Origin of the sequence: Massilia hydrophila (genome assembly GCF_020208145.1) — a bacterium.
Lineage (GTDB): Bacteria > Pseudomonadota > Gammaproteobacteria > Burkholderiales > Burkholderiaceae_D > Telluria > Telluria hydrophila.
In genome coordinates this window covers 312118-333040 of sequence record NZ_JAHYBX010000002.1, presented here as the reverse complement: position 1 = coordinate 333040, position 20923 = coordinate 312118, and the positions used below count along the sequence as shown (strand labels likewise).

Annotated in this window: 14 protein-coding genes and 4 tRNA genes; 3 read left to right on the top strand and 15 right to left on the bottom strand. The window is 63.1% G+C overall.

The window, feature by feature from the left end; all coding sequences use genetic code 11:
• Positions 1 to 12 precede the first annotated feature (12 nt).
• A complete protein-coding gene (locus tag LE190_RS08635) occupies positions 13 to 2790 on the bottom strand; it encodes a GAF domain-containing protein (RefSeq protein WP_225238329.1) in 2778 nt (925 codons plus the stop codon).
• Between the two features lie 102 nt (positions 2791 to 2892).
• Between LE190_RS08635 and LE190_RS08630 the strand changes: the two genes are divergently transcribed.
• From LE190_RS08630 to LE190_RS08620, 3 genes are all read left to right on the top strand, one after another.
• Positions 2893 to 3462, top strand: coding sequence for a hypothetical protein (locus tag LE190_RS08630; protein WP_225238328.1), 570 nt, complete (start codon positions 2893 to 2895; stop codon positions 3460 to 3462).
• A gap of 181 nt (positions 3463 to 3643) precedes the next feature.
• Entirely contained in the window at positions 3644 to 3991 is a 348-nt protein-coding gene (locus tag LE190_RS08625; protein ID WP_225238327.1) for a hypothetical protein, read from the top strand.
• Positions 3992 to 4128: 137 nt separating this feature from the next.
• Positions 4129 to 4302: a hypothetical protein gene (locus tag LE190_RS08620; RefSeq protein WP_225238326.1), complete on the top strand. Its 174-nt coding sequence runs from the start codon at positions 4129 to 4131 to the stop codon at positions 4300 to 4302.
• A gap of 625 nt (positions 4303 to 4927) precedes the next feature.
• Here LE190_RS08620 and rpoC read toward each other — a convergent pair.
• The 14 genes from rpoC to LE190_RS08550 all read right to left on the bottom strand — a co-directional run bounded on the left by rpoC (position 4928) and on the right by LE190_RS08550 (position 20908).
• Complete coding sequence (gene rpoC / locus LE190_RS08615; protein ID WP_225238325.1) at positions 4928 to 9175, bottom strand: DNA-directed RNA polymerase subunit beta'; 4248 nt, start codon at positions 9173 to 9175, stop codon at positions 4928 to 4930.
• 227 nt (positions 9176 to 9402) lie between these two features.
• The gene (gene rpoB, locus LE190_RS08610) at positions 9403 to 13512 is read right to left on the bottom strand and encodes a DNA-directed RNA polymerase subunit beta (RefSeq protein ID WP_225238324.1); all 4110 of its coding nucleotides are present in this window, start codon (positions 13510 to 13512) and stop codon (positions 9403 to 9405) included.
• A 284-nt stretch (positions 13513 to 13796) separates the two neighbouring features.
• Positions 13797 to 14174 (bottom strand): 50S ribosomal protein L7/L12, encoded by a 378-nt coding sequence (rplL, locus tag LE190_RS08605; RefSeq protein WP_036245558.1) that lies wholly within the window; start codon positions 14172 to 14174, stop codon positions 13797 to 13799.
• A gap of 69 nt (positions 14175 to 14243) precedes the next feature.
• A complete protein-coding gene (gene rplJ, locus LE190_RS08600; RefSeq protein ID WP_211518320.1) occupies positions 14244 to 14768 on the bottom strand; it encodes a 50S ribosomal protein L10 in 525 nt (174 codons plus the stop codon).
• A gap of 312 nt (positions 14769 to 15080) precedes the next feature.
• On the bottom strand, positions 15081 to 15779 hold the full coding sequence (rplA, locus tag LE190_RS08595; RefSeq protein ID WP_224944117.1) for a 50S ribosomal protein L1: 699 nt from the start codon (positions 15777 to 15779) through the stop codon (positions 15081 to 15083).
• On the bottom strand, positions 15779 to 16210 hold the full coding sequence (rplK, locus tag LE190_RS08590) for a 50S ribosomal protein L11 (protein ID WP_020653552.1): 432 nt from the start codon (positions 16208 to 16210) through the stop codon (positions 15779 to 15781). The genes rplA and rplK overlap by 1 nt, the downstream gene beginning before the upstream one ends.
• A 108-nt stretch (positions 16211 to 16318) precedes the next feature.
• Positions 16319 to 16933 (bottom strand): transcription termination/antitermination protein NusG, encoded by a 615-nt coding sequence (gene nusG, locus LE190_RS08585; RefSeq protein WP_036209128.1) that lies wholly within the window; start codon positions 16931 to 16933, stop codon positions 16319 to 16321.
• Positions 16933 to 17322 (bottom strand): preprotein translocase subunit SecE, encoded by a 390-nt coding sequence (gene secE / locus LE190_RS08580; RefSeq protein WP_225238323.1) that lies wholly within the window; start codon positions 17320 to 17322, stop codon positions 16933 to 16935. The genes nusG and secE overlap by 1 nt, the downstream gene beginning before the upstream one ends.
• Positions 17323 to 17358: 36 nt before the next feature.
• A tRNA-Trp gene (locus LE190_RS08575) sits at positions 17359 to 17434 on the bottom strand.
• 100 nt (positions 17435 to 17534) lie between these two features.
• Entirely contained in the window at positions 17535 to 18725 is a 1191-nt protein-coding gene (gene tuf, locus LE190_RS08570; protein ID WP_225238322.1) for an elongation factor Tu, read from the bottom strand.
• Between the two features lie 85 nt (positions 18726 to 18810).
• Positions 18811 to 18885, bottom strand: a tRNA-Thr gene (locus LE190_RS08565).
• Between the two features lie 32 nt (positions 18886 to 18917).
• Positions 18918 to 18991 (bottom strand) — tRNA-Gly (locus LE190_RS08560).
• A 35-nt stretch (positions 18992 to 19026) separates the two neighbouring features.
• Positions 19027 to 19111: transfer RNA gene (locus LE190_RS08555), tRNA-Tyr, on the bottom strand.
• Between the two features lie 261 nt (positions 19112 to 19372).
• A complete protein-coding gene (locus LE190_RS08550; protein WP_225238321.1) occupies positions 19373 to 20908 on the bottom strand; it encodes an HDOD domain-containing protein in 1536 nt (511 codons plus the stop codon).
• Positions 20909 to 20923: the final 15 nt, after the last annotated feature.

The window sequence follows — 20923 nt, the reverse complement described above, 5'->3', positions numbered from 1 at the left end:
ATAGAAATAAAGTCAAGACGACAGGCTCAGCCGCGGTCCGCTGGCACCGGCCTTGCCGGCCTCCGGCGCCACCCCGGCGGCGCCCGGCCCGCACTGCGGCAACTGGGCCAGGATCTCGGCCAGCGCCCGGAAGTCGACCGGCTTGACCAGGTGATGGTCGAAACCGGCCTGCTTCGACAGGTCGCGGTCGCGTGCCTGGCCGTAGCCGGTCAGCGCGATGAAGCTGGCCTGCGCATGCTCGCGGCGCAGGCGGCGCGCCAGTTCATAGCCGGTCATGTCGGGCAGACCGATGTCGAGGATGAAGGCGTGGGTGCCGCCGATATCGGGCGAGGCCAGGGTACGGATCGCGCCGTCGAACACGTGCACCGTATGTCCCTGCTCGCGCAGCAGCACCGCCAGCGACTGGGCCGCGTCGACGTTGTCGTCGACGATGGTCAAGGTGCAGGGCGAGACCGGATGGCGGCGCCGCTCCATGCGCGGCGCCGCCGCGCTGGTCGCCTGGTCGGATGCCAGCGGCAGCCGCACCGAGAACGCGGCGCCGAGATTCGGGCCGTCGCTGTGGGCCTCGACCTGGCCGCCATGCATCTGGACGATGGTCTTGACCAGCGCCAGGCCGATGCCCAGGCCGCCCTGCGAACGGTCGGGCGCGCGTTCGGCCTGGGTGAACAGGTCGAACACGTGCGGCAGCAGGCGCGCATCCATGCCGCTGCCGTTGTCGATCACGCTCAGGCGCGCCTGCCCCGCTTCCGCCTCCAGGCGCAGGACGATGCGCCCGCCGGCCGCCGTGTACTTGGCCGCGTTGTTGAGCAGGTTGACCAGCACCTGCACCAGGCGGGTACGGTCGCCGGTCACCACCACCGGCCGTCCCGGCGACTCCACGTCCAGCGTGTGGTTCTTGGCTTCGATGTGCGGGCGCGCCTGCTCCACGGCCGAGCGCAGCACGGCGTTCAGGTCGAGGTTCTCGTTTTCCAGCTTGACCAGGCCGCGCGTGACGCGCGACACGTCCAGCAGGTCGTCCACCAGTTCCGTCATGTGGCGCACCTGGCGCGAGATGATGCTGACCGCCTTCAGGCGCAGGCTTTCATCCACGCTGGGCATCTTGAGCAGCTGGGCGGCATTGGTGATCGGCGCCAGCGGATTACGCAGCTCGTGCGCCAGCATGGCCAGGAATTCGTCCTTCATCGTGCTGTGGCGCTCAGCCTCGGCGCGCGCGGCGCGCTCGCTGGCCAGGATGTCTTCGCGCTCGCGCGCGGCGCGCTGGGCCAGGTCGTACAGGCGCGCATTGTCGATCGCCACCGCGGCCTGGGCCACGAAGCTGGAAATCAGGCGCTCGCTGCGCTCGTCGAACACGTCCGGCTCCGGATGGCCGAAGAACAGCCCGCCCAGCACCTCGCCCGAGCGCGAGCAGACCGAGGCCGCGAGGTAGCTGCGCACCGGCAGGTGCCCGGGCGGCATGCCATGGTGCGGGCCCATGCGGCCGTAGCGCGGATCCTTGGTGATGTCGCCGCTGCGCACCGGCGGGCCACCTTCGAAGGTGGGGCCGAACACCGCCGTCGGGCGCGGGTGGCCGAGGCTGGCGAAGGCGTCGCGCGGGGCGCCGCTCAGGGTGTACAGCAGGTAGGCGTCGCCGTTGGCGTCCTTGCCGTTGTAGAAGAAGGCGCCGAAGGCGGCACCGGTCAGTTCGGTGGCGGCGTCGGTGACCGACTGCAGCAGCGTGTCCAGGTCGAGGGTGGAAGCCAGCACCCCGCCGGCGCGGTGCAGCAGCTCGAGGATGCGGGTCTCTTCGCGCAGCGCTTCCTCGGCGCGGATGCGGCGCAGCGCTTCCCAGGTACGGCGCGCCAGGTCTTCGGCCAGGGTGCGCTCGTCGTCGGTCCAGCGGTAGGGATGGTCTTTATAGAGGAAGCCGGCGCCGTGCAGCCGGTCGCCGTCCTTGAGCGGGATGACCACCACCGAATGGATGCCCAGCATCAGGCAGGGCTTGGCGACGGCCGCGCATTCCGGATCGGTGGACACGTCGTTGATGCAGAGCGTGGCGCCGGCGCGCAGCGCCTCCAGCTGGCGCGGCGACAGCATGTCCACCGGCAGCGTGCCCTGGGCGCCGCCGGTCTCGATGCCATCCTTCCATTCTTCCTTGACGGCGAAGGTGCGCTTCTGTTCGTCCAGTTCGACGTAGGCGACGTTGGCGTTGGCGAAGTACTCGCTGGTGAGCCGGATGGTGGCCTTGAGCGTGGGGCCGAAGGCCGTTTCGCGCCGCAGCGCGTCGGCCAGCTTGACCTGGTAGGCCTGGCGCCGTTCGCCCAGCACCGCCTTGGTGATCTCGGCAAAGGTGGTCAGGATGCCCTCGACCTTGCCGCTGGCGCCGTAGATCGGGCTGTACGAATGGCTGAAGTAGCAGGTCTCGTAGTAGCCGTAGCGGTTGATCGTCAGCGGCATTGCGTCCGAGCCGAGCGACTCGCCCTGGCGTACCCGCTCCCACATCGGCGCGAGCACCGGCCAGATCTCGGACCAGGTGACGCTGGTGTCGTTGCCGAGCGCGCTGTCCTTCTTGTCGCCCAGGATGGGGATGTAGGCGTCGTTGAAGAACTGGATACAGGTATCTCCCCACGCGAGGTGGGCCGGCAGGCGCAGGTCGAGCACGGTGCGCACGGCGCTCTTCAGGCTCGGCGGCCAGCCGGCGACGGGGCCGACGGGAGTGGTCTCCCAGGGGAAGGTGCGCATGCGGCGCTCCATCTCCGTCATGTGGGCGGAGGCGCTCTCGGCGTCCGCGCTCGCGTCAAATGGCCAGGGCATGTTGCTCACGGGGGAAAGGTGTGGAAAAGCCGATAACTCAACAATGGATGATAGCAGTCATTACGGGGGACGGGCGTACGGATGAGCTGGGCAGGAGCCGGGGTGGAATTCCTGCGGGACGCGCTGTTTTCCTGGCTCCGCTTGCTCGGGCGCAGCGCCGGAAAAGACGGGCCGGGAAAGAATTGGTGGGACAAGCAGGCTGGCAAGCGCGTGGCGGGATGCGCGGGGCGCCTGCCGGTGTCGATCCCCCAACGAGATGGACCAGGAGAGCTCGCCGGCATGGTCGCAGTTCCTTCCCTGTCATTTCCGGCGCTCCTGCTCGCCATCGTTTGCCTGCTACCCGGTGCGGCGCTTGCCGGAGTGAGCGACAAGCTGTCGGCGCCGGATCTGTTCTGGGTCGTCGGGCTGGCGGCATCGACCGTGTGCCTGGTCGGTGCGCGTTTGAAACCCTGGCTGGGAGCGGCGTGCTTCGTCCCGGCCGCGCTCTGGTTCATCGGGCTCCTTGCGGAACTCCATGCGGTGGACATCGCGTCTCACCTGGTGGCGGAGCGCGGGCCAGGCTACTACGTCCAGGCCCATGCGGCCTTCGGTCTCGTGTGCGGTGGTTTCGCGATGGGCTGGCGGTGGCATCGGCGCAGCGCACGCGCAAGCTGTGCCGCCGAAAAGCGCTGAACCTATCCCCGGTGGATAAAGTGGGGTAGCCCGGCCTGCACCCGGCCTTGGCGGCAGGAAGTCGCATTAGAATGGGCTTTCCTGGCCGCAAGCATGAGGTGAAGGGAGCAAAGCCGCCTTCGCGCGCATGGCCATTTACAGTCTGCTTCGTCAACGACAGGGAAATTCCGTGAAACCTTCCGTGCTGCTCATCATCCTTCTCGGCCTTATGACTTCCCTGGCGCACGCCCAGGAACCCTCCGCCTGCACAGCGGCATGCACCGCCGAGAAGGAGCAATGCACGGCCCGTGCGAGCAAGCTGAGCGAACTGGATAACGCGCCGAAGCTGGAAGAGGCGAACCCGTTCGCGCGTACCGCGGACAGGAACAGCTCGGCATGGTCCGATTCGGCCCGCTCGACCGACCGCCTGGCGAGCCAGCGGCGCGGCAAAGAACGCCTGGATGCCTGCACGGCGAACTTCAAGCGCTGTTCCAGCGCGTGCACGCCGGCAGTCGCGCCTGCTAGCGAGCAGGTAGCGCCGGCAAAATGAACCGCCTCGCGGGCGGTACGCGAAACGGGTGCCGTACGCCGCCTCGACCCATCGGTTCCTACCCTGGACGGATAACTTGTCGTTGCCGATGGCCAAAACGGACATGTTGGCCGCGACTCGCTCTAGAATGGATCGGTATGCCTGCATCGATCAGCGCCGGTTTCGCCGACCAGGGTGCGGCCCCGGAATCCTCAGCGAAAGGAAAGTACGTGAACCGTTTGATCCTGCTTGGCCTGCTTGGCCTGCTGGCCTCCCCCATGGCCCATGGCTATTCACAATCCGGCGGTCTGCAAGCCGATGTGCACTGTTGAACAGGGCAAGTGCATGAGCCGTGCGGCCAAGATGACCCAGCTCGACAAGCGGCCACGGCTGGAAGAAATCAACCCGTTCGCCCGCACGGCGGACAACATACCGACAGTATGGTCGGAGGCGTCGGTCAGGACCGACCAACTCGCTGCCCAGCGCCGCAGCATGGAACGCAATGCAGCCTGCACCGCGACCTACGCCCGTTGTACGGCGGCCTGCGAACTGGATCTGTTGCCGGTCACTCAGCCAGCTGCCGTCCCTGCCCACTCCGCCACCGGGGGGGCCGGCCCGGCGAAATAGCAAGCGGCGCTGTTCCAGGCGGTTCGGAGAATGAGACGGCACCCGTGGGGTGCCGTTTTTGTTTCAGCTATTGGCTGGCTCAAACGATCATTCGTCCTTGCCGCAGTGGTGCTCGACCGATGCCGCAGCATTCCGCTGGTCGTTCATCGAGCGGCATCCGGCGAACGATCACCTCGATGCGCCTGTCGGCAATCTTGGTGTCCGAGGTGTACGAGATCGAGGATCTGGCTGACGTTGGATGGAACGCCGAGTATAAAAAAAGGCACCCGAAGGTGCCTTTAACAACGGCACCCCTCAAGGTGCCGTCTTCATTTCAGCTAGCTACCGCGATCACTCGCCATCGCCATGATGCTGCTCGACCGAAGCCTGCGCATTCTGCTGGTCTTCCATCGCCTGCAGCTCGGCAGCCATGTTGGCCTTCTCCTGCTGCAGCAGTGCCTGGCGCTCTTCCGCCTCCCACACTTCCTTCTCCTTGCGGGCGCGGTGGAATGCCAGGCCGGTACCGCCAGGGATCAGGCGGCCGACGATGACGTTTTCCTTCAGGCCGCGCAGACCGTCGCGCTTGCCCATGATCGCCGCTTCGGTGAGGACGCGGGTGGTTTCCTGGAACGATGCGGCCGAGATGAACGAGTCGGTCGACAGCGATGCCTTGGTAATACCCAGCAGCACGTTTTCGTACTGTGCCGGCAGCTTGCCGACGGCATTCACCTTGTCGTTCTCTTCCAGCAGCTCCGAACGCTCCACCTGCTCGCCGACGATGTAGTCGGTGTCGCCGGCATCGGTGATCTGCACACGACGCAGCATCTGGCGAACGATCACCTCGATGTGCTTGTCGTTGATCTTCACACCCTGCAGACGGTACACGTCCTGCACCTCGTCCACGATGTAGCGGGCCAGCGCCTCGATACCCAGCAGGCGCAGGATGTCCTGCGGATCGGCCGGACCGTCGACGATCATCTCGCCCTTGTTCACCACCTGGCCGTCGTGCACCAGCACTTGCTTGTCCTTGGTGATCAGGAACTCGTGCTTGTTGCCGTCCATGTCGGTGATTTCCAGGCGCTGCTTGCCCTTGGTCTCCTTACCGAATGCGACGGTACCGGTGACTTCGGCCAGCATGCCCGCGTCTTTCGGCGAACGTGCTTCGAACAGTTCGGCAACGCGCGGCAGACCACCGGTAATGTCACGGGTCTTCTGCGATTCCGTCGGAATACGTGCCAGCACTTCACCCACCGAGACTTGCTGGCCGTCCTTGACCATGATCAGCGCGCCGACCTGGAAGCCGATCGTCACGGCGTGTTCGGTGCCGGCGATCTTGACTTCCTGGCCTTCGTCGTTGAGCAGCTTGACCTGCGGACGCAGGACCTTGCCCGAACCACGGCGCTTCGGATCGATCGCGACCAGGGTCGACAGGCCGGTCACTTCGTCCACCTGGCGAGCGACGGTCACGCCCTCTTCCACGTTTTCGAACTTGATGGTACCTGCGTACTCGGTAATGATCGGACGGGTCAGCGGATCCCAGGTCGACAGCGCGGTGCCGGCTTTCACGACCTGGCCGTCCTTGACGATCAGGGTCGCGCCGTACGGCACCTTGTGGCGCTCGCGCTCGCGGCCGTGGTCGTCCGTGATCAGGACTTCGCCCGAACGCGAGATGACGATCTGCGCGCCCTTGCCGTTGGTGACGTAACGCATCGTGGCGGTGAAGCGCACGGTGCCGTTCGACTTGGCTTCGACCGACGATGCCACTGCCGCACGCGATGCCGCACCACCGATGTGGAAGGTACGCATGGTCAGCTGAGTACCTGGCTCACCGATCGACTGTGCCGCCACCACACCGACAGCTTCACCGCTGTTCACCAGCATGCCGCGGCCGAGGTCACGGCCGTAGCACTTGGCGCACAGGCCGAAGCGGGTGTCGCAATTCAGCGGGGTGCGGACCTTCACTTCGTCGATGCCGACGCGTTCGATCTCTTCCACCATGTCTTCGTCCAGCAGGGTGCCGGCTTCGAACAGGGTTTCCTGGGTTTCCGGATTCACGATGTCGGTACCGGCGACGCGGCCGAGGATACGGTCGCGCAGCGGTTCGATGACTTCACCGCCTTCGACCATCGCCTTCATGTGCGTGCCGTTGTTGGTGCCGCAATCGTCCTCGATCACCACCAGATCCTGGGTCACGTCGACCAGGCGGCGGGTCAGGTAACCCGAGTTCGCGGTCTTCAGTGCCGTATCCGCCAGACCCTTACGGGCGCCGTGGGTCGAGATGAAGTACTGCAGAACGTTCAGGCCTTCGCGGAAGTTCGCGGTAATCGGCGTTTCGATAATCGAACCGTCCGGCTTGGCCATCAGGCCTCGCATACCGGCCAGCTGGCGGATCTGGGCTGCCGAACCACGGGCGCCCGAGTCGGCCATCATGTAAATCGCGTTGAACGATTCCTGGGTGCCTTCGGTGCCGTCACGCTTGGTGACCGGCTCCACTTTCAGCTGGTCCATCATCGCCTTGCCGACTTCGTCCGAGGTCTTGCCCCAGATGTCGACGACCTTGTTGTAACGCTCGCCGGCGGTGACCAGACCCGAGGCGTACTGCTGCTCGATCTGCTTCACTTCCGCTTCGGCGGTCGCGATCATGCCCTTCTTGACGTCCGGGATCAGCATGTCGTCGACGGCGATCGAGATGCCGGCGCGGGTCGCCAGGCGGAAGCCCGACTGCATCAGCTTGTCCGCGAAGACGACGGTCGCACGCAGGCCGCACTTGCGGAACGACGTGTTGATCAGCTTCGAGATTTCCTTCTTCTTCAGCGCGCGGTTCAGCACCGAGAACGGCAGGCCTTTCGGCAGGATCTCGGACAGGATGGCGCGGCCGACGGTGGTCTCGTAGCGGGTCACGGTGCGGTCGAATTCGCCTTCGGCGTTCTTCGGGAACTCGACGATACGCACGGTGATGCGGGTCGCCAGCTCGACTTCCTTGTTGTCGTACGCGCGGATCACTTCCGACACGTCCGGGAACATCATGCCTTCGCCCTTGGCGTTGATCGCCTCGCGGGTCGCGTAGTACAGACCCAGCACGATATCCTGCGACGGCACGATCGACGGTTCGCCGTTCGACGGGAACAGGATGTTGTTCGAGGCCAGCATCAGGGTGCGGGCTTCCATCTGCGCTTCGATCGACAGCGGCACGTGGACTGCCATCTGGTCACCGTCGAAGTCGGCGTTGAACGCCGCGCAGACCAGCGGGTGCAGCTGGATCGCTTTACCTTCGATCAGGACCGGCTCGAACGCCTGGATACCGAGACGGTGCAGGGTTGGTGCACGGTTCAGCATGACCGGGTGCTCTTTGATGACCTCTTCCAGGATGTCCCAGACCACCGGTTCCTGGATCTCGACCAGCTTCTTCGCAGCCTTGATGGTAGTCGCGAGACCCATCAGTTCCAGCTTGTTGAAGATGAAGGGCTTGAACAGTTCCAGGGCCATCAGCTTCGGCAGGCCGCACTGGTGCAGTTTCAGCTGCGGACCGACCACGATGACCGAACGGCCCGAGTAGTCGACGCGCTTGCCCAGCAGGTTCTGACGGAAGCGGCCGCCCTTACCCTTGATCATTTCAGCCAGCGACTTCAGCGGACGCTTGTTGGCGCCGGTCATCGCCTTGCCGCGACGGCCGTTGTCCAGCAGCGAGTCCACTGCTTCCTGCAGCATGCGCTTCTCGTTACGCGTAATGATTTCCGGAGCGCGCAGTTCCATCAGGCGCTTCAGGCGGTTATTACGGTTGATGACGCGGCGGTACAGGTCGTTCAGGTCGGAGGTCGCGAAACGGCCGCCGTCCAGCGGGACGAGCGGACGCAGCTCCGGCGGCAGGACCGGGAGCACTTCCATGATCATCCACTCAGGCTTGATGCCCGAGCGCTGGAACGCCTCGAGCACCTTCAGGCGCTTGGCGTATTTCTTGATCTTGGCTTCGGATTTCGATTCCTTCAGCTCCACGCGCAGCGCTTCGGCATCGCGGTGGATGTCGATCGAGCGCAGCAGTTCACGGATGCCTTCGGCGCCCATGAATGCGGTGAAGTCGTCGCCGTACTCTTCGTACTTGGCGGCGTAGTCGTCTTCCGACATGATCTGGCACTTCTTCAGCGGGGTCATGCCAGGATCGGTCACGACGTATGCTTCGAAGTACAGCACGCGTTCGATATCGCGCAGGGTCATGTCCAGGACCATGCCCAGACGCGACGGCAGCGACTTCAGGAACCAGATGTGGGCGGTCGGCGAGGCCAGCTCGATGTGGCCCATGCGCTCACGGCGCACCTTGGCCAGCGTGACTTCGACGCCGCACTTCTCGCAGATCACGCCGCGGTGTTTCAGGCGCTTGTACTTGCCGCACAGGCATTCGTAGTCTTTGATCGGGCCAAAGATTTTGGCGCAGAACAGGCCGTCGCGTTCCGGCTTGAAGGTGCGGTAGTTGATGGTTTCCGGCTTCTTGACTTCGCCGAACGACCAGGAACGGATTTTTTCAGGCGAGGCGAGGCCGATCTTGATGGCGTCGAAACTCTCGTTTTGCTGAACTTGCTTGAATAGATCGAGCAGTGCTTTCATGTATCACTCCAGGTGATTGAATTCTGTACTTGGTACTACTTCCGCCAGCTTCCACCGATTTTCGCCGGTGCTTGCTCATCCGCGCACCCCTGAAAGCGTCATCCCGGCGCAGGCCGGGATCCAAGTTTGCCGGTGAAAACCACCGGGTTTAGGCCCCAGCCTGCGCCGGGGCGACGTTTCAAGGACAGCAGGCCGAGCCCGAAGGCTGGCGGCCATGCTGGCCCTGCTTAGTTGCGCTCGAGATCGATGTCGATACCCAGCGAACGGATTTCCTTCACCAGCACGTTGAACGATTCCGGCATGCCGGCATCGATCACGTGATCGCCCTTGACCAGGTTCTCGTACACCTTGGTACGGCCGTTCACGTCGTCCGACTTCACGGTCAGCATTTCCTGCAGCACGTACGATGCGCCGTACGCTTCCAGTGCCCACACCTCCATCTCACCGAAGCGCTGGCCACCGAACTGGGCTTTACCGCCCAGCGGCTGCTGTGTCACCAGCGAGTACGGACCGGTCGAACGGGCGTGCATCTTGTCGTCGACCAGGTGGTGCAGCTTCAGCATGTGCATGAAGCCGACGGTGACCTTGCGCTCGAATGCTTCGCCGGTGCGGCCGTCGAACATGGTGACCTGGTTCTTGGACGGGGTCATGCCCAGGTGGGCAGCGATGTCGTCCGGGAAGGCCAGGTCCAGCATGCGGCGGATGTCGTCCTCGTGGGCGCCGTCGAACACCGGGGTCGCGAACGGCACGCCGTTCTTGAGGTTGTGCGCCAGGCTCAGGATTTCTTCATCGCTGAAGCTGTCCAGGTCTTCCTTGCGGCCGGTTTCGTTGTAGATCTTGCCCAGGAAGGTACGCAGGTCTTGCGCCTTCGCTTGCGCCGCCAGCATTTCGCCGATGCGCCAGCCCAGGCCCTTGGCTGCCCAACCGAGGTGGGTTTCCAGGATCTGACCGACGTTCATACGCGACGGAACGCCCAGCGGGTTCAGCACGACGTCTGCCGGACGGCCATCGGCCATGAACGGCATGTCTTCCACCGGCACGATACGCGAGACCACACCCTTGTTACCGTGGCGGCCCGCCATCTTGTCGCCCGACTGCAGGCGGCGCTTGACGGCCAGGTAGACCTTGACCATCTTCTGCACGCCAGGCTGCAGCTCGTCGCCCTGCGTCAGCTTCTTGCGCTTCTCTTCGAAGGCCAGGTCGAACTGGTGGCGCTTCTCGTTGATCGATTCCTTGATCGCTTCCAGCGCGTTGGCGGTGTCGTCGTCGGCCGGACGGATGTCGAACCAGTGGAACTTGTCCAGGTCCGCCAGGTATTCCGACGTGATCGCCGCGCCCTTGGCCAGCTTCTTCGGACCGCCGTTGACGATCTTGCCGACCAGCATACGCTCCAGACGCTGGAAGGCGTCGCCTTCCACGATACGCATCTGGTCGTTCAGGTCCAGGCGGTAGCGCTTCAGCTCGTCGTCGATGATCTGCTGGGCGCGCTTGTCGCGCTGGATGCCTTCGCGGGTGAACACCTGCACGTCGATGACGGTGCCGACCATGCCCGAAGGCACGCGCAGCGAGGTGTCCTTCACGTCCGACGCTTTTTCGCCGAAGATCGCGCGCAGCAGCTTCTCTTCCGGAGTCAGCTGGGTCTCGCCTTTCGGGGTGACCTTACCGACCAGCACGTCGCCGGCTTGCACTTCGGCGCCGATGTACACGATGCCCGATTCGTCCAGGCGGGCCAGCTGGTTCTCGGCCAGGTTCGAGATGTCGCGGGTGATTTCTTCCGCGCCCAGCTTCGTATCACGTGCGACCACCGACAGCTCTTCGATGTGGATCGAGGTGTAGCGGTCGTCCTTGACCACGTTTTCCGAGATCAGGATCGAGTCTTCGAAGTTCAGGCCGTTCCACGGCATGAAGGCCACCAGCATGTTCTGGCCCAGTGCCAGTTCGCCCAGGTCGGTCGAGGCGCCGTCGGCGATGACGTCGCCGCGTGCCACGCGATCGCCCACTTGCACGATCGGACGCTGGTTGATGTTGGTGTTCTGGTTCGAACGGGTGTACTTGATCAGGTTGTAGATGTCCACGCCGACTTCGCCGGCTTGCGCCTCGTCGTCGTTGACGCGGATGACCACACGGCCCGCATCGATGTAGTCGACCACGCCGCCGCGCAGGGCCTGCACGGTGGTGCCCGAGTCGACTGCCACGGTGCGCTCGATGCCGGTACCGACCACGGCCTTCTCAGGACGCAGGCAAGGCACGGCCTGGCGCTGCATGTTGGCGCCCATCAGTGCACGGTTCGCGTCATCGTGCTCGAGGAACGGAATCAAGGAAGCTGCAACCGACACGATCTGGCCCGGGGCCACGTCCATGTACTGGATGCGTTCCGGCGAGACCAGGATGGTTTCGCCGGCTTCACGCGCCGACACCAGTTCGTCGATCAGTTGGCCTTCTTCATTGATCGCGGCGTTTGCCTGCGCAATGATGTAGCGGCCTTCCTCGATCGCCGACAGGTAGTGGATCTCGTCGGTGACCTTGGAGCCTTCGACCTTGCGGTACGGGGTTTCCAGGAAGCCGTATTCGTTCAGGCGGGCGTACAGTGCCAGCGAGTTGATCAGGCCAATGTTCGGGCCTTCAGGCGTTTCGATCGGGCACACGCGGCCGTAGTGGGTCGGGTGTACGTCGCGCACCTCGAAGCCTGCGCGTTCGCGGGTCAGACCGCCCGGGCCCAGGGCCGAGACGCGGCGCTTGTGGGTGACTTCCGACAGCGGGTTGGTCTGGTCCATGAACTGCGACAGCTGCGACGAACCGAAGAATTCACGGATCGCGGCCGAGATCGGCTTGCTGTTGATCAGGTCGTGCGGCATCAGGTTGTCCGCTTCGGCCTGGCCGAGGCGTTCCTTGACGGCGCGCTCGACGCGCACCAGGCCGGCACGGAACTGGTTCTCAGCCAGTTCGCCGACGCAACGCACGCGGCGGTTGCCCAGGTGATCGATGTCGTCGACTTCGCCGCGGCCATTGCGCAGCTCGACCAGGATCTTGATCACGGCCAGGATGTCTTCGTTCGACAGGGTCATGTCGCCCACGAGTTCGTCACGGCCGATACGGCGGTTGAACTTCATGCGGCCGACAGCCGACAGGTCGTAGCGTTCCGGGCTGTAGAACAGGCCGTTGAACAGCGCTTCCACCGATTCTTCGGTCGGCGGTTCGCCAGGACGCATCATGCGGTAGATCGCCACGCGCGCGGCGGTCTGGTCGGCGGTGTCGTCGGTGCGCAGGGTCTGCGAGATGTAGGCGCCCTGGTCCAGGTCGTTGGTGTACAGCGTCTGGATGTCGGTCACGCTGGCGTCGCGCAGCTTGCCCAGCAGTTCTTCGGTCAGCTCGTCGTTGGCAACGGCGATGACTTCGCCGGTGTCCTGGTCGACGATGTTCTTGGCCAGCACGCGGCCCAGCAGGTAGTCTTCCGGCACCGAAATGCTCTTGATGCCGGCGGCTTCGATGTCACGGACGTGCTTGGCGTTGATACGCTTGTCCTTGGTGACAATGGTCTTGCCCGACTTCGGATCGACGATGTCGAAGCGCGCGACTTCGCCGCGCAGGCGTTCGGACACGAACTCCAGCTCGCCGCCTTCATTGCGGAGGGTGAAATTGTCGAAGACGAAGAAGTTCGCCAGGATCTGCTCCGGCGTCATGCCGATGGCCTTCAGCAGGATCGTGACCGGCATCTTGCGGCGGCGGTCGACGCGGAAGAACAGGATGTCCTTCGGGTCGAACTCGAAGTCCAGCCAGGAGCCGCGGTACGGAATGATACGGGCCGAGAACAGCAGCTTGCCCGACGAGTGGGTCTTGCCGCGGTCGTGTTCGAAGAACACGCCAGGCGAGCGGTGCAGCTGCGAAACGATGACGCGCTCGGTACCGTTGATGACGAACGAACCGTTCGTGGTCATCAGCGGCAGTTCGCCCATGTACACTTCCTGCTCTTTCATTTCCTTCACGACAGGCTTGGTCGGCGATTCCTTGTCCAGGATCACCAGACGCACCTTGGCGCGCAGCGGCGACGCGAAGGTCAGGCCACGCTGCTGGCACTCTTTCACGTCAAAGGCGGGGTCGCCCAGCACATAGGACAGGAACTCGAGGCGCGCAAAACCGTTGTGCGACACGATCGGGAAGATGGAGCTGAAGGCCGACTGCAGGCCTTCATTCTTGCGCACGGAGGGAACGGCGTCCGCTTGCAGGAAATTCTCGTAGGATTCGAGCTGGGTAGCCAGAAGATAGGGAACGTTGTGAACGTTGGCGCGCTTCGCGAACGACTTGCGAATGCGCTTCTTCTCAGTAAATGAGTAGTGCATGGACACTCCGTGAGTGACAGAAAGGATGAGAATTCAGGAATTGCCAGTGGTGGTCGCACCACACGCAAGGCCTGAAGCCTCTGCTTTCCCGCCAGGTGATTAAGACAGCCGTACTGCTGTGTTACGATATTCTGAAGCCGGTGCTGCTGGGTGCTGCAGGGTAGTGCTTGTGTTTGCCGCAGGGACGACAAAAGAGCCAAAGCCGCATCCCCTCCCTTTCGGCAGGTTCCGCAAGCTTTGACTCCCGCGCTGGGCACCCTGAATGAGTGCCCAATGCATATGGTTTACTTCAGCTCGGCCTTGGCGCCAGCTTCTTCCAGCTTCTTCTTAGCGGCTTCAGCGTCAGCTTTCGGCAGGGCTTCTTTCACGGTCTTCGGTGCGCCGTCGACCAGGTCCTTGGCTTCTTTCAGGCCCAGACCGGTGATTTCGCGGACGGCCTTGATGACGCCGACCTTGTTCGCGCCGACTTCAGCCAACACGACGTTGAATTCGGTCTGCTCTTCAGCAGCAGCTGCGCCGCCAGCGGCACCGCCAGCTGCCGGTGCTGCCATTGCAGCTGCCGACACGCCGAACTTCTCTTCGAAAGCCTTGACCAGGTCGTTCAGTTCCATGACCGACATTGCGCCAACTGCGTCCAGGAACTCTTCTTTGCTAATTGCCATTTGAAACTCCAAATATTGTGTGTGTGTAGTACAGGTTTGGTTCTACTTGAACAGAAAGACGCGAAGCGATTACGCTTCGGCGGCTTCCGCTGCCGGAGCAGCGGCGCCTTCGCCTTTTTGTGCTGCGACTGCAGCCAGAACTCGTGCGAAGCCCGACACCGGTGCCTGCATGACGCCCAGCAGCTGGGCGATGAGGACTTCACGGCTCGGGATGCTTGCCAGCGCGGTCACGCCAGCGACATCCAGTGCCTTACCAGCGTAGTTACCAGCTTTCACGACCAGCTTGTCGTTGGTTTTAGCGAAGTCGTTGATGACTTTCGCTGCTGCAACGGCGTCGTCCGAGATCGAGTAGATCAGCGGACCGGTCATGGAATCAGCCAGCGCGGCAAACTGCGTACCCTCAACCGAGCGACGAGCCAGCGTGTTCTTCAGAACACGCAGGTACACGCCCTGGGCACGTGCGGTTGCACGGAGTTTGGTCAAGTGAGCAACCTGGATGCCACGGTACTCAGCCACGACGATGGTCTGCGCGGTTGCAACTTTCGCGCTTACCTCTTCGACGACGGCCTTTTTGTCATTCAGATTAAGACCCACGGTCAATCTCCTTAAATGATGCGGACAACATTGTTTCGCATCGGTTCGAACACGGCGTCCGAAGTTAAGAAGTCAATCTAACGCGGATGAACTCACGCAGCGTGGACTACAAAACTTGTTCGGGTACACCATCTGCGTTGGGTGGTCTATTAACCTCCGGCTTACAATCAGAGGGGACAGAGCGCTGCGCGGTCTTTCCCCTGATTGACGCTTTCGGCCCAACGGTCTTTGATTGCCTGCCGGAGCGGTGATTTGCCCCGACAGCCCAAAGATGCGCCCCGCGATGTTCAGCGGGGACTTAATTCAGTGCTATTAAGCAGCAGCGATCGAAGCGTGATCGACACGGACGCCAGCGCCCATGGTCGACGACAGCGCGACGCGGCGCAGGTACACGCCCTTCGAGGTTGCCGGCTTGGCCTTGTTCAGGGCGTCGATCAGCGCGACCAGGTTGGTCTTCAGATCTTCGTCCGAGAACGACTTGCGGCCGATGGTGGCGTGGACGATACCAGCCTTGTCGGTACGGTACTGGACCTGACCGGCCTTGGCGTTCTTGACAGCGGTAGCGACGTCCGGGGTCACGGTGCCGACTTTCGGGTTCGGCATCAGGCCGCGCGGGCCCAGGATCTGGCCCAGGGTACCGACGATACGCATGGTGTCAGGCGAAGCGATCACGATGTCGAACGGCATGTCGCCGGCCTTGACGCGCTCTGCCAGGTCTTCCATGCCGACGATGTCGGCGCCGGCTGCCTTGGCAGCTTCAGCCTTGTCGCCCGATGCGAAGACAGCGACGCGCACGGTCTTGCCGGTGCCAGCTGGCAGCACGACGGAGCCGCGGACGACCTGGTCCGACTTCTTCGGATCCACGCCCAGTTGAACGGCGACATCGATCGACTCGTTGAACTTGGCGGTGGCGAATTCCTTGACGATCGACACAGCGTTGTCGAACGCGTAGACCTTGTTACGGTCCACTTTTTCTTTCATTGCTTTAACGCGCTTGGACAGCTTAGCCATTACACACCCTCCACCGTGATGCCCATCGAACGTGCCGAACCGGCGATGATACGCACTGCGGCGTCCATGTCGGCTGCGGTCAGGTCCGGCTGCTTGGTTTTTGCGATTTCTTCAGCCTGGGCACGGGTCAGCGTACCGACTTTGTCGGTATGTGGCTTCGGCGAACCCTTGGTGATGCCAGCGGCTTTCTTGATCAGGTAGGTTGCCGGCGGGGTCTTCATCACGAAGGTGAAGGACTTGTCGGCGAACGCGGTGATCACGACAGGAATCGGCATGCCCGGCTCGAAACCCTGGGTCTGGGCGTTGAACGCCTTGCAGAATTCCATGATGTTCAGGCCGCGCTGACCCAGTGCTGGGCCGATCGGTGGGGATGGGTTTGCTTTACCAGCTGCGACTTGCAGCTTGATAAAACCAATAATCTTCTTGGCCATGATGGCTCCTTGATTTGGTTTGAGTAGTAGCGCCCCACCACGACTACTCTGGCGGGGCTCCTCTTACCGGATTCCGCCTTGCTGCTGCGACGCTCCGATGTAAGCGTTTTAAACCTTTTCTACCTGCCCGAACTCCAGCTCCACCGGAGTTGCGCGGCCGAAGATGGTGACAGAAACACGCACCTTCGATTTTTCGTAGTTGACTTCTTCGACGTTGCCGTTGAAGTCGGTGAACGGGCCTTCCTTGATCCGGACCTGCTCGCCCACTTCGTACAGGACTTTCGGACGAGGCTTTTCAACGCCTTCCTGGACCTGCTGCATGATCTTGTCGATCTCGCGCGCCGGGATCGGCGTCGGCTTGTTCGACTTGCCACCGATGAAGCCGGTGACCTTGCTGGTGTTCTTGACCAGGTGCCAGGTCTCGTCGGTCATTTCCATCTCAACCAGGACATAGCCCGGGAAGAAACGACGCTCGGAAACCGCCTTGGTGCCGTTACGCATCTCGACCACTTCTTCGGTCGGCACCAGGATGCGGCCGAACTGCTCCTGCATGCCGGCGCGCTCGATGCGCTCGGTAAGCGCGCGCATGACGCTCTTTTCCATGCCGGAGTAGACATGGACGACATACCAGCGCTTGTTGCTGACCGGGACGCTCACGGGAGCCGCACCAGCGTCTTGCGCCGGGTCTTGGCCCGGCGCGTTATCTTGCACGTTATCGCTCATTAGCTCTTCCACCCCAGGACCAGGTCGTACAACACAAATTCGAGAACCTTATCCGTGCCCCACAGGAAAATCGCGGTCACGACCACGAAGGCGAACACGATGCCGGTGATCTGGGTGGCTTCCCGACGGGTCGGCCAGACGACTTTCTTGGTCTCGCGCACCGACTCCTTGGCGAAGCTCAGGAAATCACGACCGGTGGTCGAAGTCCACAAAAGCAGGACAGCAAAAACTAAACCAGCCACGAGGGCGCCGGCGGCGACCAAGGCTGGTTTGTTCTGGCCTTTCAGGTAAAAGAACCCGACAACGCCTGCAATCGTGGCAACTACCGCCAGTGCGACCTTGAACTTGTCATTCGAGGTGCTGACAGTTTGCACGGATTGATTGGACATTCTTCTTTACTTTCGGTGCTGCGCACCAGAATTCGGTGGCAGGGGCGGAGGGAATCGAACCCGCGACCTTCGGTTTTGGAGACCGACGCTCTGCCAATTGAGCTACACCCCTACGAAAACTTCTCGCTGAATCCAGCATTATACATGGTACGCGCGTACCAGGCAATGCTGTTCGAGGGAAGCGTTGTTCCGCCTCCCTCTGTCATCACGTATTAGGCGATGATCTTGGCAACCACGCCGGCGCCGACGGTACGGCCGCCTTCGCGGATTGCGAAGCGCAGGCCTTCTTCCATCGCGATCGGAGCGATCAGCTTGACGGTGATCGACACGTTGTCGCCTGGCATGACCATTTCTTTGTCGGCCGGCAGCACGATCGAACCGGTCACGTCAGTCGTACGGAAGTAGAACTGCGGACGGTAGTTGTTGAAGAACGGGGTGTGACGGCCGCCTTCGTCTTTCGACAGGACGTACACTTCGCCGGTGAAGTCGGTGTGCGGCTTGATCGAGCCCGGCTTGGCCAGGACCTGGCCACGCTGGACGTCTTCACGCTTGGTGCCGCGCAGCAGCAGGCCGACGTTGTCGCCAGCTTGACCCTGGTCCAGCAGCTTGCGGAACATTTCCACGCCGGTGCAGGTGGTCTTGACGGTGTCGACGATACCGACGATTTCGATTTCTTCGCCGACCTTGATGATGCCGCGCTCGACACGACCGGTCACCACGGTACCGCGGCCCGAGATCGAGAACACGTCTTCCACCGGCATCAGGAAGGCGCCGTCAACGGCACGTTCCGGGGTCGGGATGTAGGTGTCGAGAGCTTCAGCCAGTTGCATGATGCACTCTTCGCCCAGCGGACCCGGCTGGCCTTCCAGGGCCATACGTGCCGAACCCTTGATGATTGGCAGGTCGTCGCCCGGGAACTCGTACTTCGACAGGAGCTCGCGCACTTCCATTTCGACCAGTTCCAGCAGTTCTGCGTCGTCGACCAGGTCGCACTTGTTCAGGAACACGATGATGTACGGAACGCCAACCTGACGCGCCAGCAGGATGTGCTCGCGGGTCTGCGGCATCGGGCCGTCAGCGGCCGAGCACACCAGGATCGCGCCGTCCATCTGCGCGGCACCGGTAATCATGTTCTTGATGTAGTCGGCGTGGCCTGGGCAGTCAACGTGCGCGTAGTGACGGTTTTCGGTCTCGTACTCGACGTGCGCGGTGTTGATGGTGATGCCGCGTGCCTTCTCTTCCGGAGCCGCGTCGATCTGGTCGTAGGCCTTGGCTTCGCCGCCGAACTTCTTCGACAGAACGGTTGCGATTGCAGCCGTCAGGGTGGTTTTACCATGGTCAACGTGACCGATGGTGCCGACGTTGACGTGCGGCTTGGTCCGTTCGAATTTACCTTTTGCCATTTGAGACTCCTAAGATCTAACGATTTTTTTGAGAATTACCAGGCACACCTGACGGACAAGCGCTGCGGACTGCCGTACAAAATTCTGGTGCCCTTGACGTGGATTGAACACGTGGCCTCTCCCTTACCAAGGGAGTGCTCTACCACTGAGCTACAAGGGCTTGTTTTTTGCGGTTAGAAACACCGCACTAACTGGAGCGGGTGAAGGGAATCGAACCCTCGTCGTAAGCTTGGAAGGCTTCTGCTCTACCATTGAGCTACACCCGCGAGGCACAACTTTCAATTCCTTCGACTCTTCTTTTTGGTGGTGGGGGCTGGATTCGAACCAGCGTACTCAGAGAGGGCAGATTTACAGTCTGCTGCCTTTAACCACTCGGCCACCCCACCGCGAAGAACCGCAGAGTATGAAGCAAGCTCAACGTGTTGTCAACTATGTTTCACCGGACTTTGTCCGCTTCGCATAGCAGCGTTGCTTCGGGGCGTGATTGTAACGGGCGGGATGCAAAACCACAAGGGTGATTTCGCGGGAATTGCAGGGAACGCGAAAATGTCGCATCCGCGGGGGAATGCGATGCGGCGCGGCGGTACCGGAGAACCGCGAATGCGTGGGGTGTTTCAGTTCCGGACGTTGCCCGAAATTACCCCACCCTACGGCGCCAGCGCCGCCAGCACTTGCCCCTTGAGCGCCTTGATCAGGGCCGTCTCGTCCGGCGGCACGCCCTCCGGCGCGTCGGTGGTGCGGTCGCCGTAGAACAGGCCCAGTTGCACCTTGCCCACCACCAGCGGCAGCACGATGAAACTGCGCGCATCGGGCAGCAGGTCGCGGTGCCATTCCGGCAGCAGGTCGCGGATCTTGCTGCTGGTGGCGTCCGAGATCATCAGGTCGGCGTTGTTCTCCATCGCCAGGTGGAACAGGTCGCGCGTTGGCAGTACCGGGAAGGCGAAGCCAGCCTGGAGCCGGGCGCTGTCCGCGCCCAGCGCCAGCCGGGCCCGGTACTTGCCGCTGCGCGCATCCTTCAGGCATACGGTCGCGAAACGGAAACCGAGTGCGCCGTGCAGGGTCTCGAGCACCGCCAGCACCACGTCGTTGACCTTGCTGCCCGAGGCGCGCAGCTGCGTCACGTCCTGTACCCCGGCCAGCAGCAGGTCGCGCGCATTCTTCGGCTTGCCGCTCGGGTAGCTGCCTTCCTGCTCGTCTTCGCCCGCGTCCAGCGTCGCCAGCAGCAGCACGTTGGGCAGCCCGCGGCCCGGGTCCTGGGGCGCGCTCTTGGGCGCCGGCTGCATCTCCATGCTCTCCAGCAGCCCGCGCATGCTGTCTTGCACCGCCGCCATCAGGGCGTCCATCCGGATGCGGTCGAGCTCGAGCGCCTCGCCGTAGCGGGCCTGCAGCGCCAGCGCCTCCGGCGAACCCGAGGGCTCGTGGGTGCACGCCAGCAGGCGCGCCAGATCCAGGCTGAAGGCCGCGACCTGGCGCATCCATTCGCCGCGGCTGGCGGCCACCCGCACCGGGCCCGGACCGAGCGAGGCCTGGGCGCGCACGATCGGATCCGGCAGCTTCCATTCGGTCAGCACGGCCTGGGCCAATGTGTCGTAGCTTGCCCCCAGGATCATCTGCGAGGCCTGCCCCACCGTGTGCTTGCCGGCCGCCACCAGGGCGCCGATCTCGCGGTAGCGCTCGTGCTCGTGGCTGGCCACCAGCAGCGGCCCCAGGTTCTTGAACAATGCGCAGATCGCCGCTTCCTCGGCACCCTGGAAGGCGCTGTGGCGCGCCAGCTCGCGGCCGACCAGGCTGGCGCACAGGGCCGCTTCCAGTTCGAGGCGCACGCTGCCGGCATGTTCCGAGCTGTCGAGGGCGTCCACCAGCAGCATCGCCAGCGCGGTGGTGCGCACGTTGTCGAAGCCGAGCAGCGAGATCGCACGCGAGATCGTGGTCACCGGGGTGCCGCCCACGGTGCGGTACTGGATCGTGTTCGACAGGCGCAGGATGCGCTGGGTGAGGGCCGGATCGGACACCACGTAATAAGCCAGGTCGTGCGTGCCATGGTCTTCGCTGGACGCCATCTCGACCACGCGCGCGATCGAGGCGCCGAGGGCGAACATCTCCTGGTCGCCACAGACCTTGTGCATCAGCGCCGCGCGCACGCGGCGGGTCGCGCTCTCCGGCGCCTGGGATTGATCAGTCATGTGCCGCTTCGTTCA